This is a genomic window from Verrucomicrobium sp. BvORR034 (assembly GCF_000739635.1).
Taxonomy (GTDB): domain Bacteria; phylum Verrucomicrobiota; class Verrucomicrobiia; order Verrucomicrobiales; family Verrucomicrobiaceae; genus Verrucomicrobium.
Genome location: NZ_BATQ01000157.1, coordinates 17,167 through 31,369, shown reverse-complemented (window position 1 = coordinate 31,369; position 14,203 = coordinate 17,167). Strand labels below are relative to the sequence as shown.

10 protein-coding genes are annotated in these 14,203 nt (G+C 64.0%); 1 reads left to right on the top strand and 9 read right to left on the bottom strand.

Annotated elements, in window-relative coordinates; translation table 11 throughout:
• Window positions 1-159: 159 nt before the first annotated feature.
• The 9 genes from BV034_RS27845 to BV034_RS27805 all read right to left on the bottom strand — a co-directional run bounded on the left by BV034_RS27845 (window position 160) and on the right by BV034_RS27805 (window position 12,220).
• The gene (locus BV034_RS27845) at window positions 160-1,029 is read right to left on the bottom strand and encodes an ABC transporter ATP-binding protein (protein WP_050030225.1); all 870 of its coding nucleotides are present in this window, start codon (window positions 1,027-1,029) and stop codon (window positions 160-162) included.
• Window positions 1,029-2,651 (bottom strand): hypothetical protein, encoded by a 1,623-nt coding sequence (locus BV034_RS27840; protein WP_050030224.1) that lies wholly within the window; start codon window positions 2,649-2,651, stop codon window positions 1,029-1,031. The genes BV034_RS27845 and BV034_RS27840 overlap by 1 nt, the downstream gene beginning before the upstream one ends.
• A 64-nt stretch (window positions 2,652-2,715) precedes the next feature.
• Complete coding sequence (locus BV034_RS27835) at window positions 2,716-4,767, bottom strand: ABC transporter substrate-binding protein (RefSeq protein WP_050030223.1); 2,052 nt, start codon at window positions 4,765-4,767, stop codon at window positions 2,716-2,718.
• 95 nt (window positions 4,768-4,862) lie between these two features.
• Complete coding sequence (locus BV034_RS27830; RefSeq protein ID WP_050030222.1) at window positions 4,863-7,292, bottom strand: ComEC/Rec2 family competence protein; 2,430 nt, start codon at window positions 7,290-7,292, stop codon at window positions 4,863-4,865.
• A gap of 585 nt (window positions 7,293-7,877) precedes the next feature.
• A complete protein-coding gene (locus BV034_RS27825; protein WP_050030221.1) occupies window positions 7,878-9,518 on the bottom strand; it encodes an autotransporter-associated beta strand repeat-containing protein in 1,641 nt (546 codons plus the stop codon).
• 205 nt (window positions 9,519-9,723) lie between these two features.
• On the bottom strand, window positions 9,724-10,233 hold the full coding sequence (locus BV034_RS27820; RefSeq protein ID WP_050030220.1) for a hypothetical protein: 510 nt from the start codon (window positions 10,231-10,233) through the stop codon (window positions 9,724-9,726).
• A gap of 74 nt (window positions 10,234-10,307) precedes the next feature.
• Entirely contained in the window at window positions 10,308-10,724 is a 417-nt protein-coding gene (locus BV034_RS27815) for a biopolymer transporter ExbD (RefSeq protein ID WP_050030219.1), read from the bottom strand.
• 63 nt (window positions 10,725-10,787) lie between these two features.
• Window positions 10,788-11,426 (bottom strand): MotA/TolQ/ExbB proton channel family protein, encoded by a 639-nt coding sequence (locus tag BV034_RS27810; RefSeq protein WP_050030218.1) that lies wholly within the window; start codon window positions 11,424-11,426, stop codon window positions 10,788-10,790.
• A 47-nt stretch (window positions 11,427-11,473) separates the two neighbouring features.
• The gene (locus BV034_RS27805) at window positions 11,474-12,220 is read right to left on the bottom strand and encodes a TonB family protein (RefSeq protein ID WP_050030217.1); all 747 of its coding nucleotides are present in this window, start codon (window positions 12,218-12,220) and stop codon (window positions 11,474-11,476) included.
• 431 nt (window positions 12,221-12,651) lie between these two features.
• Between BV034_RS27805 and BV034_RS27800 the strand changes: the two genes are divergently transcribed.
• Complete coding sequence (locus BV034_RS27800) at window positions 12,652-14,187, top strand: hypothetical protein (protein WP_265593548.1); 1,536 nt, start codon at window positions 12,652-12,654, stop codon at window positions 14,185-14,187.
• The last annotated feature ends 16 nt before the right edge of the window (window positions 14,188-14,203 follow it).

Here is a 14,203-nt window from a genome sequence, read left to right as displayed (position 1 = left end):
TGGGGCGTTGCCCTGGGTTTGCGTATCCAAATAGAACTCAGAGGGCTGACGGCCCGGAGCCATTCAGTCGCCTGGCCATCACATCCAACCCACCCCCCCGGCCTCAGGTCTTCTGTCTTTCGTCTTCCCGTCTTCTGTCTCCCGCTTCGCGGGCCCGGGCTACAACGCCGCCTCAACCGCCGCGTAGTCAATCGCCTTCAACCGCGCCTGCTTCACGCCCAACCGCGGCACGCACTCCAGCAACGCCTTCGTATAGGGATGCTGCGGATTTCCTAGAACTTCCTCCGTGGTGCCGCTTTCCACGATCTGGCCGCGGAACATCACGGCCACCTTGTCCGCGATGCCGCGGATGATGGCAAAATTGTGGGTGATCAAGATCACGCTCATGTTCAGGCTGGCCTTGAGCTCGGCCAGGAGGTCGATGATCTGCTTCTGAATGGTCACGTCCAGGGCGGTCGTGGGTTCATCGGCAATGAGCAGCTTGGGCTGGCAGCAGAGGGCCATGGCGATCATCACACGCTGCTGCATGCCGCCGCTCAGCTCGTGCGGATAGGCGCGGAGACGCTTCTCCGGCTCCACAATGCCCACCTGGTAGAGCCACTTCACGATCTCCGCATCCAGATCCTTCACATCGGGACGGTGCAGCTGCAGCGCCTCCGCCATCTGGGTGCGGATGGTCAGCACTGGGTTCAAGGAAGTACTGGGCTCCTGGAAGACATACGCGATCTCCTTGCCGCGGATCTTGCGCAACTCGGCCTCAGAGAGCTTCAGCACATCCTTCCCGCCGAGCTGGAACGTGCTGGCCTCGATGCGTGCCGGAGGCTCGGGCAGCAGCCGGGCCAGGGAGAGGGCGGTCACGCTCTTGCCGCTGCCGCTCTCGCCCACAATCGCCATGCTCTCGCCGGCCTTCAGCTCGAGATTGATGCCTTTCACCGCCTGAAAAGGCTCGCCGTGCTGCTTGTGGAACGTGATCTTCAGGTCCCGGATCTTCAACAAGTCAGTATTGGCGGCGGCGGCGGTGGTGTCCATCACGAGGCAAAGGGTGAAATTCGAGCGACGGGGGTATCGGTGCGGAAGGCTCGGCTGAGAAGCCGAAAACTCAAGGCCCAGAGTGCCATAAGCAGGGCGGGTGCCGCAACCTCCAACGGTTCATCTAAAAATCTCGCTGCGTTCTGGGCCATCATCCGGCCCCAGGTGGGCGTGCTGCTGGCTACGTCGGGGCGGGAGGCGCAGAGGAAGTCGAAGACGCCCTTCCAGATCAGGACCGTGGAGGCGGTGCGCAGCAGCCAGTTCAGCAGGCTGGGCAGCGCATTGAGGAAGAGGTGATCCCACCAGTAGCCCCAGTGGCCGCGCCCGAGGGAGAACGAGGTCTCGGCCAGCCGATGGAAGTTGTTCTCCCGGTAGGTGGCGTGAAACGCTGCCATGCCAGGGATGGCGGTCGCCAGCACCAGCAGGCCCCAGATCGTCACGGTCGGCACGCCCGGCAGGGAGGAGAAGGCCATCCAGAGCAGCAGCAGCGGCATCGCCGCCAGGGTCGCGGCCAGGCCGGTTTTGGGAAACAAACGGGGCCAACGGGCGGGGGAGATGGCCAGACCGCTCACCACCACCAGCATCGTGGACAGCAGGGAAATCGCCAGACTGCTGCCTGCCTCGCGCCAGGTGAGCTTCCACGCAGTCTGCCACGCGGAACCCGCCGGGGTCCACCACAGGGCGGTGAGTAGGGCCACCGCCATGAGACCGCCTGCCACAGCGCAGACACGATTCTGGGTCTGCTCCACATCTTCCACATGCTCCATGGCCGGGGGCAGGCTGCGCTTGTCCCCCAGATCCAGCAGCACATACCACGCCGCCAGCATGATGCCGGCGAGGTACACCGTGGCCGCGAGCTGGAGCGGGTGCTGCAGCTTCAGCGCCTCCGCCGCAAAGGACCCCCAGCCCTCTACCATGAAGATGTGCTCCACTGGGATGGCAAAGGCCAGCAGCAGAGCCGCAGCGGGGCGGGCGAGTCGTGCCAGATGCACGCGCAGCTCCGGCATCAGGTGGCGGTACTTGATGGTTGCGCGCGAGAGGCCCCGGGACTTGAGCGGACCCAGCATGGGATCCTTCAGCAGCACGCTCAGGCGGTGGGTGAAGGAGAAAAGCGCCATGCCGAACACCGGCGCCGCCAGCACCAGCGCGGGTGCGATCCAGGCCCACAGCGCCCGGCCCAGGCGCACCGTCGCGGGCTCCATGCCTGCGGGCGGGTCATAGGGAAACAACGTCTCCACCGGCAGCCGCCACACGCTCACCAGCAGGAACACCAGGCCAAAGGCCCACAGCATGGGCGGCACCCCCACCATGGCCCGGCCCAGCCAGCCCACCGTGCGGCTGACACGACCGCCCGCACCTGAGATGGCCATGGATAGCGCCAGTGCCGAACTCAACCCCATGGTCAGCGCCAGGGTGACCAGCAGGAAAGTGGGCAGCGCCCGCTGCACCAGCACCATCACCAGGGATTCCGCATTCATCCCCACCGGCAGGACGCCAATGAGGAACTCAAACGAGTCACCCAGCGTGGCGCTGCTCCATTGCAGCAGCCCCAGCGCGAGAACGGCGCAGACCAGAAAGGCGCGGACCGGGAGGTAGGAGGGGGCAGAGCGGAGGCGGTCCATCGGTTAGGCCGGAGAGGGAAGAGGGGTAAGGGAAGAGGGGTAAGGGAAGAGGGAAAAGGGGCGCTTAGGGGGCCGTGGTGGCTGGAGGAGGCGTCGTCGTTTCCATGCTCTGGCGCAGGTCCTGGAACAGGGCGGCCTGCTCGCGCTGAAAGCTCGGCAGGGCATCCCGCCGCACGGCCACCGGGTTGCCACCGGCAAAGAGGGGCAGGAAGGGCTTGACCTCAAGGAGGCGCTCCTCCACCGCTTGGGCCAGGGCTGGCACGCGAGCGGGTTCAAATTCCGAGCGCAGCGCGGAGAGCAGCGCGTCGAGCCCGGCATCGGTCACCCCGGAGAAATTCAGCCCTCGGGCTGCCTGGCTGGAGTGCCAGTAGGGCCACTGATCCCAGGCAAGTTCAAAGTCGAGGCCCAGCAGCGCCGCATCGAAACGCCGCCCCTGCAGTCGCTGGCCGATGAGCTCCTGCCACGGCACCTCCACCACCTGCGTGTCGATGCCGAGCGCCGCCCAGGAGTCCGCCAGACGCTTCGCCAGTCGGCTGCGCTCCGGGCTGCCAGCCACGGTGAGCAGCTCAATCGTGAACACCTGGCCGTCCTTCACCACCTTGCCATCGGCATTCTTGATCCAGCCCATCTCATAGAGCGCCTGCCGACCCCGCAGCGGATCATAGGCCACAGGGGGCAGCTCGGGCGTGTACCACAGCCCCGGCTGGAAGATGCCTTCACAGATCTCTCCCTGCCCTTGCAGGAAATCATCCACCATCGCCTTGCGGTCCACCGCCTGACCCAGGATGGCGCGGATGCGCACATCGTTGAGAGGCGCTTTGCGACAGTTCCACATCACCTGCAGGCGGTTCCGCGGGCTGCTGGAGCGCACCGCCACCTCGGGATCCTCCACCATGCTCCTGATGCTGCTGCTGTCCGGCCAGAAGAGGCCCACGCGCTTCATCGCAAAACCCAGGCGAATGTTCGAGGCCGACTGCCCCAGGCGGAACTCAATGCCCGCTGGCTCCTCCCCGCCATTCGTCGCCCCCAGGCGTTGCAGGAAGAGCTGTTTGTCCGTCACCCGTGCGAGCTTGAAGGGGCCCGCTCCGGGAGGCGCATCCGTCAGGAAAGGTTTGCGCACCGCCGCCAGTTCGTTGCCCTGACGCTCGATCCACTTGGCCGGCAGAATGGGCAGTCCCACAAAGGCCGTCAGAGCCGGGCCGTAAGTCTCGCGGAAACTCACCCGCACCTGGGTGGGGTCACTGGAGTCCCAGAGGTGGATCATCCGTAGGATGTCCCGCCCCGGCACCGGCCACGGCTGGGCCAGTACCAGCTTCACCGTGCGCTCCACATCCGCAGAGGTCACTGGCGAGCCATCGTGAAAGGTGACTCCCGGCTTCAGCGGCATCTCCAGCAGGGGCCGCTCCAGCATCGGCGTCTTCGCCACGATCCGCATCTTTGCTCCCAGCGCGGGCAGATTCTGGTAGTAGAGCGCCAGTTCCTCAAAGAAGCGCAGCGACTCTCCGCTCACGCGCAGTTCGTATGCCTTGGGTCCGTCGAACCAGACCTCCTTCACTTGTGCCTTCTCCACCGCGTGCTGCACGAAGTACTCGTGGTGCGACCACGCCGGTTCGTTCATCTCCACGCGGATCGTCTCCACCGGCAGCGGGCCGAACTCCGCAATCGCCTGATGCACGGCCGCGCCACCCGCGCTGCCCGCATCGGAAAAGCGCACCAGCAGCTCATTGCCCATGGCCTCCGCAGAGCTCAGGTGCAGCCGCATCGATGCCGCCGGGCCCAGGGCACGCACCTTCTTCGCCGCCTGCTGGGCGTAGTTGTCATTGGCAAACCAGAAACTTGTCTGCTGGGACCACGTCCAGGACTTGGCCAGCGCGCCTTCCAGACGTCCATCCTTGCCGATCCGCAAGAGCGGCGCGTGCGTCAGTGTGGCCACCTGGCGGTCCACCTCGCTCAGCGGCTGGTACGGGTTGAGCGTCGGCTCCAGCCCCTCGGCAGAGGCCACCACCAGATTGCCCCCGCGTAAGCGCTGGCTTTTCGCCGACTGGTCCGCTGACCAAACGGTCAACAAGGCCAGCGACAAAGGAATTCCAAAGATGACCCACCGCGATTTGAGCATGCAAAGAGGCACCACCTAAGCAGGAGGCGCTCAGGAAGGCAAGTTGCAGGGTACAATTGTGGCGGATTGCAAATTTGCGCCTCAATGGCTCAACCCTATGGCGTTGCAGGAAGCGTAATCACCTCACCAGGAGCGCGATACGGGACAATTTCTAGTTTCTCAGGCCAGGCTTTCAGCCGGACTGCCCCCGTCCGGGACTGATCCAAAAGGAGGATGCCCCGTTCCCGACAGGTCTCTCGCACCTGTTCTGGGAGCAACTGACCTGCCGGAAAATTTTGGCTGGAGGCGATGACGACCTTGGGGGCCACCGCCGCCACAAACTCTGGCAGAAACGAAGCATCGCTGGCGTGCTGGTTCCGGATCAGGACGTCCGATTTGAGCTCGTCTGGGGTGAAATGTTCCAGCAGCGCCTTCTCCGCCAGGAACCCGCTGTCGCCGCACCAGAGAATGCGATGCGGCCCCAGGGAGAAGCGGATCACCAGCGCCCGGTCGTCAGCGCGTCGGGACCACCACGGGGCTGGCGGGTGGAGTACCTCCGCCGTGACGGTGACCGGGCCGTTCTCACCCAGCGTCAGCCGATCACCTCGCGCCAGCGGCTTGCCCGGCCAAGGCTCCGACCGCAGCTTTTTGAAGGCGGTGTTGGAGGCGTCCCAGCGCCAGGGTTCGGTGGCGGCGTGGTAATAGAAGGGGGGCGCATGGCTCTGCCAGAGCTGGCTGGCCGCCCCGGCGTGCTGGATATCGTTATGACTCAGCATCACCCCATCCAGGTGGTCCACTCCGCGATACGCCAGATAGGGCTGCATCAGGTACCGCAGGTGATCGCTGCTGCCCGTGTCCAGCAGCCACTGGGAGCGGCCCGCCCGCAGATGCTGCACGGCAGCGCTTTCCGGCATTCGCAGCACCACCAGCTCCGCGGGTGGAGTCTCCTCGAACCACGGCGCAGCGATGTGGAAATTGCCTCCGGGCAGGGAGGCAAAGAACACCGCCGACTTCATCGTCAGCCAGGCCAGCAGGTAGTTGGCATTGCTGAAGAGCGCCTGCACCGCCGTGAAGTGCACGGCCGCACTCAACAGCGTGAGCACTGCGGCAAAGAGCACGCAGAAGGAGAGGGGCACCAGCACCACATTCGCGATCAGCGACACCGGCGTGGCCAGTTGAAAGTGACCCAGCGTCAGCGGCAGGCTGCCCACCCAGGCCGCGGCGGACACCGTGAAGAGCCCCACCACCTGTTGCCGAAGCGTCCACGCCCCTTGCTGGAATCCCGTGAGCAGCACCCGCGGGATGAAAGGGTCCGGCTCCACCCAGCGCAAAAACGGCCGTGAGAACGGACCTCCCAGCAGAGCAATCGCCGCCAGCACCGCGAACGAGAGTTGAAACCCCGGCGCATAGAGTTGCTGGGTGTCATAAGCCAGGAGCAGCAGGGCCGAGCCGCCGAGGCTGTTCATGAGGTCGCCCTTTCGATGAAACAACGCCCCGCACAGGAAGACCGAGGCCATCACCGCCGCCCGCACCGCCGAGGGGCGGAGCCCGGTGATGAAGGCGTACCCGAACAACACCGGGATAAGCACCGCCAGCAGCGCACCTCGCCTCAGGCCAAAGGCCTTTAGCAGCTTCCACAGGATGAACCCCACGATGGCCACATGCAGCCCGCTCACCGAGAAGATGTGCAGCGTGCCGCTGTTGCGGAAGGGCGTCTGTAGATCGGCCGAGTCACTCTGCACGGTGCCCAGAGCCATGGCCACGATCACCGCATACTCTTCCGGCGCGTTCTCCAGATCGATCTTTAATGCGTGCTCCACCCACGCGCGACAGCGCTCCGCCGCCGTCACCAGCCAGGCCTCAACGTTCCAGCGATCCAGCGCCACCGGTTTCATCTCCAGCCCGCGCAGCTCCGCCACCAGGCCCAGGCGGAGATCATAGTCCCGCTCGTTGAACTGGCCCGGATTGTCGGCCGGCGAAGGAAGCCGGATGAACCCCGTGACCTGGTAGCTGCCCGGCGGCAGGTTCTCCTTACCTCCCGTCACCAGTCGCAGCACCGTCGGGCCGGTCCAGCGCAGGCCGAGGGTCGGGGAGGTGATCTCTGTCGCCACGAAGTACTCCTCCCGCGTCACGCTCCCCGGCAACTCCCGCCGCAGTGCCTTCTCCACCCTCCCGTTCGCGATCACCGTGATCCCCGCCATCGGATCCCGCTGTTCGAGGAAAGCACGCAGCGGATGCCGCTCCGTCGTCTGCCGAGCCACGAGGTGCAGCGTGGCAAAGACCAGCACCGTGACCCATGCCAACGCAGGAAGACCGGAGCGCATTCGGAGGGCCGCGATCAAAAGCGCGACCCACGCCAGCCCACCCGTGACCGCGAGCAACAGCCACCCCGATGGCAATGCGCCTCCTATAAGAATCCCCACCACCGCCGCCAGCGCCAGCGTCACCAGCGGGCGTCTTGCAAGGTAGGGCAGGGGATTGAACAAGATGAGGAGGGGTGGAGGAGGTGAGGTGAGGAAGATGGGAGGCGGCGAGATGTCCTGCAAACGCCAAGGTGCAAATTTACAGGAGACAGAAGACGGGAAGACCTCAGCGCCCTTGTCAGCTTCTCCTCGACTGGCCCAGCCAAACCACCGTCCCCCGCTCCGCAGCAGGGTTGGAGTACCGCTTTTAAGCGGAATCAGGATGCGCGTGGCCCTTGATAGCGCTCTCGAGGGACGAGTCCGTCCGGCTGACGATGGCTTGGGGGGTGAGGGAGGATCCGCGCCATGGGACGTTCGGGGCGTGATTCCGCTTAAAAGCGGTACTCCAACCCCGGTGCGAACCTTTTGCGGAGGCGGCACGCACCTCGCCCTGCTGGTGTTGTGCAATGGGCAGTTAGCCCCGCCACCCCCTTCGGCCACCTCTGCCGATTGCCAATCGGCGGCACAGCAGATTGCCAATCTGCGCTACGCTGTCGCCACCCGTCCGGCCCCTCCCCGATTGGCCCAGCCAAGCCACCCCCCCCACTCCAACCCCGGTGCGGACCTTTTGCAGAGTCGGGACACGCATCGCCCTGCTGGTGTTGTGCAACAAACAGCCGACGCCCCCGCCAACCCCCACCCCGGGGCCAGTCACCACAATGCGATTTGTTATCGCCTATAACCTTCTTCGCCTGCAGGCCTTCTCCTCCGCCAGATCAGGGCGGCGAGGCCGAGGCCGAACAGGGAGGCCATGCCGGGTTCAGGAGTCACGTTGACGTAGACGGCATTGGCAAAGCTGGTGGTGTCGATGCTGTAGGAGAAGCCTCCTGGTGTGGTGCCGAAGGTCAGGGTGTTGTCGGTAAGGGTGCCGGTGTAGTCGAAGAGCTTGTAGCTGCCATTGCCGAGACCTCCGAGGTTCGTAATATTGAGCACGCCGTCCAGAGTGAGGTTGCCGGTCACGGAGATCTCGTCATCCAGCAGGCTGCCGGGGGTGGAGAGATCGAAGTTCAGCACGGAGGTGGAGCTGAGGGTCAAGCCAGCGCCCAAGGTGAGTTTGCCGCCCAGAGAGATGCCAGCGGCATCCACATCACCGGCGGAGAGGATGCCGCCGTTCTGGATGGTCACGGCGCGGTTGATGGTGCCGGTGCCGCCAAGTCGCGCGGCAGTGCTGACGACCACCGTTCCCACAGACGCGGCATTCGGGCTGGTGGCGGAGAGTGCGCCATTCACCAGCAGCGTGCCAGCGCTGACAGTGGTCTGCCCTGAGTAGTTGCTGGTGCCGGTGAGGGCCACAATACCAGCACCTGTTTTGGTGATTGTGTCCAGCCCGGCGCTGCCGCTGGTGGCATCGCTGCGTCGAGTGATGCTGTTGATGTTGACGCGTCCATTTGCGACTGCTGTGACTTGGCCTGCATTTGAGTCTGCGGCGCCGGTGTTCCCGGTGTAGATGGTGCCGGTGAACGATGAGACGTGGGCGGAGTCCCCACCCACCGTATAGGCGTTGTTTCCCGTGTTCTTCACGAAGTGGACATCGCGTCCAATGGTCACCGCAGCGGAGGTGAGGAGTCGTGCTCCGGGGGAGCTTGCGTGGCCCATCGTGACGGAGGACGAACTGTTCCCCAAGGATCCCGCTTGGCCGTTCAGGGAGCTGGCACCCAGCTTGAGTGTGCCGTTCCACACAATGGTGCCCTGCACGTAGGTGTTCACGTTGTTGAAGATGGCAGTAGCACCGCTGTTCACCGCGATGGCTCCCACAGGTGTGCCAGAGATGACGCCGTTGATCGTCACCGAGCCCGAGCCTGTGGCGTTTTGAAATCGCAGAGCCGAGATGCCATTGATGTCCAGGTTGCCATTGAGGATAAGACTACCCGAACCAACGCTGATGCCGGAACCCAACGAGGTGCCCGTAAGGGCGTTCTTTACGACGATGTTGTTGTTGATCGTCTGGAGCGTGCCGGAGTTGTTGACGAGGAAGTAGCGGTCGTCGTGGCTGGTGCCATTGCTCGGCTGGAACGTCAGCGTTTGGCCGCTGAGCTGGAAGGACGCCGTGCTAGCGTTGAAATGCAGGGTATCCACATTCCACGCGGCATCAGTCGTTGGTGTCGTGCGGGTAGATCCCGCGAACTGGATGATGTCCGGCGCGGTGGGCAGGGCGGGATTGGCCGGGGCGACATTGCCCACCCAGTTGTCTCCAGAGCTCCAGTTGCTGTCGTCCACGTCGCCCCCGTCCCAGACCAAGGTGGCAGCAGGCAGAAGCGATGCACAGGAGGCAAGGCCGGCGATGATCAAAGAAAGTCTGCTGGGGGACATGGGGGAGCTTTCGAAGGGGGGCGGGACAGAAAGAAGGAACCTGCATACGTCTATTCGCGGAAAATCTTCAGATCAAATTTAAGGGGAAAGTATTTACAGGGTGTTGCCGGGGGCGGAGGTTCACCAAGCCCGAAAAGCAAACCGCCGCACCCCAGATGGAGTGCGGCGGCTTGTGAAAAGGTGGAGGCCGGGGCGAGGGGGGCGGCTACTGTGCCGCGGCGGTGTTGGCGGGTTTGGCACCCTCTGCTTGCAGCTTGTTGTACTTGGCCACGGTCTCGTTGAGCTTTTTGCTCAGGGAGTCCCGCTCGTCCGTGATTTTCTTGATGGTCTCGTTGCCCTGCTTGATGGCCACGTTCGCCTGCTCGATCAGGGCGTTTTGCTTCTCGATGGACTCGTTCTGCTGTTTGATGGCGGCATTCTGTTTCTCGGCCATCTCACGCAGCTGGGTGTTCAGGATGGTCTGCTCCTCGTGCTCCTGCTTGGAGACGGATGTCTGCCGGAGCTCTCCCAGGGAGGCGGTAAGGCGGAGGATTTCGCCATCGGCGGCCTTCACCCGGTTTTCCAGTTCCTGGTTGGCACCGGCGAGTTTGGTCGTCTCGTTGCGCAGGTCCACCCCGAGCTGGCGGAGGTCGCTCTCACGGTACCACTGGATGGTGCAGAGCCCGCACACAGCTGCCAGTAGCGTGACGAGGATGGTTGAGGAAATGGGGCGCATGGAAGGAGCAGAATTCTAAGTGGGGAATTCCAAAGACTTGAGGGGAACGAACGGATCTGCGAAGGATTCCAGGGTTACTGTTTGTCCACCGGCTTCACGTTGAAGGCCACTTTCGTGACGCCGCAACGTTTCACGTAGTCCAGCACCGCGATCATGGCACCGTGGGGCGTGGCGGCATCGCCGCTGATGTACACCGGCAGTTCCTTGTTGGCGGCGAGGCGTTCATTGAGCAGCTGGTCCAGCGCCTCCAAGGAGATCATGTCCTTGTCCAGGAAGACCTGGCCCCTGGCATCCACCGCCAGCGAGATCACATCCGGCTTGAGGTTGCTGTGGGAGGTGGCGGCCGCCGGCAAGTTCACATCGATCGTGCGCTGCTTGGTCATGCTCATGGTCACCATCATGAAGCTGGCGAGCAGGAAGAACATGATGTCGATGAGCGGCACGATTTCGAGCCGGGCTTTCTTGGCACCGAGGGGCGAGATGATTTTCATCGCTTCGCGAGAGTCTGGGAATGGATCGGCAGAGACGTGAGAAAGACCGTCTGCCAGCCCTGCTTAGACGTGGACGGACACGCGGTGGGTGGCGACGAAGACTTCCACGTTGTTCGCGGCGGTCTCGATGTCGTGTTGCAGTCCGGCCACCTTCGAGTGGAACCAGTTATAGGGAATGAGGGTGGCGATGGCGATCCCGAGACCGAAGGCCGTGGCGATGAGCGCCTCACCGATACCGCCAGTGACTTTTTCCACCGCGAGCTCTGCACCGCCGACGGCGCTGAAGCTGCCCATGATGCCCGTCACCGTGCCCAGCAGGCCGAGCAGCGGTGCCAGGGTGATGATGGTGTCCATGGCGGTGAGGAAGCGTCCGGCCTGGCGGATCTCGATGCCCGCTGCCGCCTGCAGTGCGCCCTGAAGGCTGGCGTGGCGGTGGGAGAGACCGGCATGCACCACGCGGAGCACGGCGTCGCTGGAGTTCGCGGAAAGTTTTTGAGCATGGCCGAGGTCGCCGGACTCCAGGGACATGAGCACGCGCTCCAGGTCCTGCGGTTTACGGTTCTTGGCGTGCATCAACCACCACCAGCAGCGCTCAAAGATGATGGCGATGGCGACGAAGGTGACCACGCCAATGGGCCACATGATAGGGCCACCATGGCGGAAGAGATCGACGAGGGCGTTGGCGAGGAGCGGATTGGGCATGGGGTGCAGGGTGGGAAAAGGGTCGAGGAAAGGCGGGAAAACGGGGTTCAGCGGAGCACGAAACGCACGGGAACGATGTAGCGGCGGATCTCGCCAGCAGGCCAGCGCCAGCGGCGGCGCACGTGATCTTGAGCGGCGCTGTCGAGCTCTCCGTTGCCGCTGGAAGACTGGACAGACACGGAACCTGGGATGCCGCTCATCTCCACCACCACCAGCAGCCGCACTGTGCCCTGGGCACCGGACTTGCGGGCATTGTAAGGATAGGACGGGTGGGGGAAGCGCCCGGAACCACCGCGGAAGAGGGTGGGGGAGCCACTGCCAGTGGCAGCACTTCCAGAGCCGCCTGAACCAGAATTGGACGGCGGGGTGGTCGAGCGCCGGGGCTGCGGCTTGGGGCGATCTACCTGCGGCTTGGGCTTCGGCGGCGCAGTGGTTGTGGTCGGCGGCGGGGGGGGAGGCGAGTCCAGCGGCAGGATTTCTGGCATCTCCGGGGGCGTCAGGGGAGCCTCAATGGTGGGGACCGGGGGAATCTCCAACTCCTCCACCATTTCTTCGATCGGCTCCTCTGTCACCTCGGGCTCCGTGGGCGGCGCTTCTGGGGCGGCCTCAGCGGGTGCGTTGAACTCTTCCAGCGGAATGTCATCGCCCATCTCCATGATCATGGGCATGTCCTCCGTCTTGGGCAGGAGGGGCAGGCTGGCTCCGTAACCACCGATGCCGAGGAGAACCAAGGCCACCCCCGCCACCCAGGTGGAGGCAAGGTGGGCATCTTTCTGACGGGGGGCGATGATCATGGGGCCGTAGTTACCAGGGTCTCAAAACGTCGTGGCAAGCCGCTTTTAGCGAGGTGCCTGCAGGAAGGGCACGAATCTGGCCATCCCGAGCGGGGCCAGGCATTTGCCGGTAGGGACGAGGTTGGGCGAAACGAATTCGAGAGCGTACGAAGACACGGACTGGAATGGGAAAGCGGCTGCGCCACGATCTGGGTGTCCACGCGGCGGGGCGTGATATAGAGACCTAATCGCATATTGCGGCAAGCGCTTTGTTGAGATTCCCTCTCATTTATTGTCCCAAATTGTAATCGCAGTGGTTGCTTTTTACACGCTTTATCGTTGAAGGTGGGCAAAGGTGGATTGCCTCTGCCTCCGGCCATCCGGGCGGAGGCAGCCCGCTTTTTGAGCCTTTTACTCCCTCCAGTTCGCACTTCCTTATCGATTCCCATTTCATGTCTTCCGATTCCCCCAGTTCGCACTCGTCTCCCGGATCTGCCTCCTCTTTGCCGGCCCCTGTGACCCTGCCTGCTCCGGAGGGCCTTCCGGCGGCCGATGCAGCCGCTTCCCAGGTCGCGCCTGCCCCGGCGGAAGCCGCAGCGGATCGCGAGGTCCCCCGCATGCTTGCCATGGCCCAGCAATTGATGGGTACCGGCGCGCCTGACGCTCTTAAAGGTGCGGCAGAGCTTTCCCATCGCGCCATTGTCCTGCTGAAGCAAAAGCCGCTGGCGGATGAAGACATGTGGCACCGCCAGCTGGCGGCGGCATGGATCATTCACGGGCATGCGCAGCGTGAGTCCGGCAGTCCCTCCGGGCGCACCGCCGCTATAAAGGCCTATGACGAGGCCCTGGCCCTTCTCGCCAAGGTGCCGAACATCATCAACGATGAAGAGCGCCATGACCGGGCCAACCTCTGGACCAACCGTGGCCGGACCTACATGGAGGAGGAGTCTCCCGAGGCGCAGAAGGAGGCGGTGCGCTGCTTCGATGAGGCGGTGAAACTCAGGAAACAACTGCCACTGGAGAACCCCTCCTTCCGCTGGGGTTTGACGGCCTCGCTGATGAATCGTGGGGATGCCCTGACCCGCCAGAGCGATCCTGCTGCACTGAAGGAAGCCGTGGCCAGCTATGACGAAGCCATCGAGCACCTCAAGCAGCTTCCCTATGAAGAGCATGCTGGCACACGCTCGCGCCTGGCCATCGCCTACATGAACCGCGGCATCACCTGGCAGTGTCATGGCAATCCGGAAGCTGCCGCGCAGGCAGTGAGGTCGTTCGAGGAATCTGTGAAGCTTCTCCAGGGCGATTTCGAGGCCAAAGAGGCCGAGCAGGAAGGCATCCTTTCCTGTGCTCTCATGAACCACGGCAACTCCCTGCTCTCCTGCCAGCCTCCGGTGCCGCTCCAGGCGCTGGAGTCCGCCAGAGTGGCGATGGAACTGGTGACCGATCGTGAGCGGACCGAACCCATGTGCGGTGAGGTGGGCATCAAGGGACGTCACCTGAAGTGCCGCGTGCTCGCCTTTCTGCTGGATCATCCTCCCCAAGGCCCTGGCGCACCAGTCGGCCAGGACTGGATCACGGAAGCAACCGATGCCGCGGATGAGGGCATGGAACTGGCGAGACACTGGAATCTGCAGGGCATCCCGCAGTTCCAGCCGCTGGCGGGTGATCTGTTCCGCTTTGGCAGCCGCATCTACCAGGTGAGCCAGCCTCACTTCCTGGCGGAGTTCCTTCTGGACAGCATTGACCCCGACCGCTCCCCGGGGGCTCCGGTGCGTGATCCCTACATGTTCCACATCGCCGGAGAGGCACTCTGGAACGCCGTAGTGGAACTGGAGAAAGCGGTGCCGCGCACCCAGGATCCCGAGCAGCGTGAAGCGTTGCTGGAGGTGCTGGGAGACTTGCAAAAAGCGGATGAACGTCTGCGTGAGCTGCGCGAGACCCATCTGGCCCCTGCGCCAGGTGTCGGGCCGGCCCTGGCCATGGCGTAGTGCCGCCCGCTAGTAA

Excerpts from the sequence above, each read along its gene's own strand:
- BV034_RS27825 (WP_050030221.1), bottom strand. The coding sequence starts at position 9,518 with ATGTCCCCCAGCAGACTTTCTTTGATCATCGCCGGCCTTGCCTCCTGT.
- BV034_RS27815 (WP_050030219.1), bottom strand. The coding sequence starts at position 10,724 with ATGAAAATCATCTCGCCCCTCGGTGCCAAGAAAGCCCGGCTCGAAATC.
- BV034_RS27840 (WP_050030224.1), bottom strand. The coding sequence starts at position 2,651 with ATGGACCGCCTCCGCTCTGCCCCCTCCTACCTCCCGGTCCGCGCCTTT.
- BV034_RS27810 (WP_050030218.1), bottom strand. The coding sequence starts at position 11,426 with ATGCCCAATCCGCTCCTCGCCAACGCCCTCGTCGATCTCTTCCGCCAT.
- BV034_RS27805 (WP_050030217.1), bottom strand. The coding sequence starts at position 12,220 with ATGATCATCGCCCCCCGTCAGAAAGATGCCCACCTTGCCTCCACCTGG.
- BV034_RS27800 (WP_265593548.1), top strand. The coding sequence starts at position 12,652 with ATGTCTTCCGATTCCCCCAGTTCGCACTCGTCTCCCGGATCTGCCTCC.
- BV034_RS27845 (WP_050030225.1), bottom strand. The coding sequence starts at position 1,029 with ATGGACACCACCGCCGCCGCCGCCAATACTGACTTGTTGAAGATCCGG.
- BV034_RS27835 (WP_050030223.1), bottom strand. The coding sequence starts at position 4,767 with ATGCTCAAATCGCGGTGGGTCATCTTTGGAATTCCTTTGTCGCTGGCC.
- BV034_RS27820 (WP_050030220.1), bottom strand. The coding sequence starts at position 10,233 with ATGCGCCCCATTTCCTCAACCATCCTCGTCACGCTACTGGCAGCTGTG.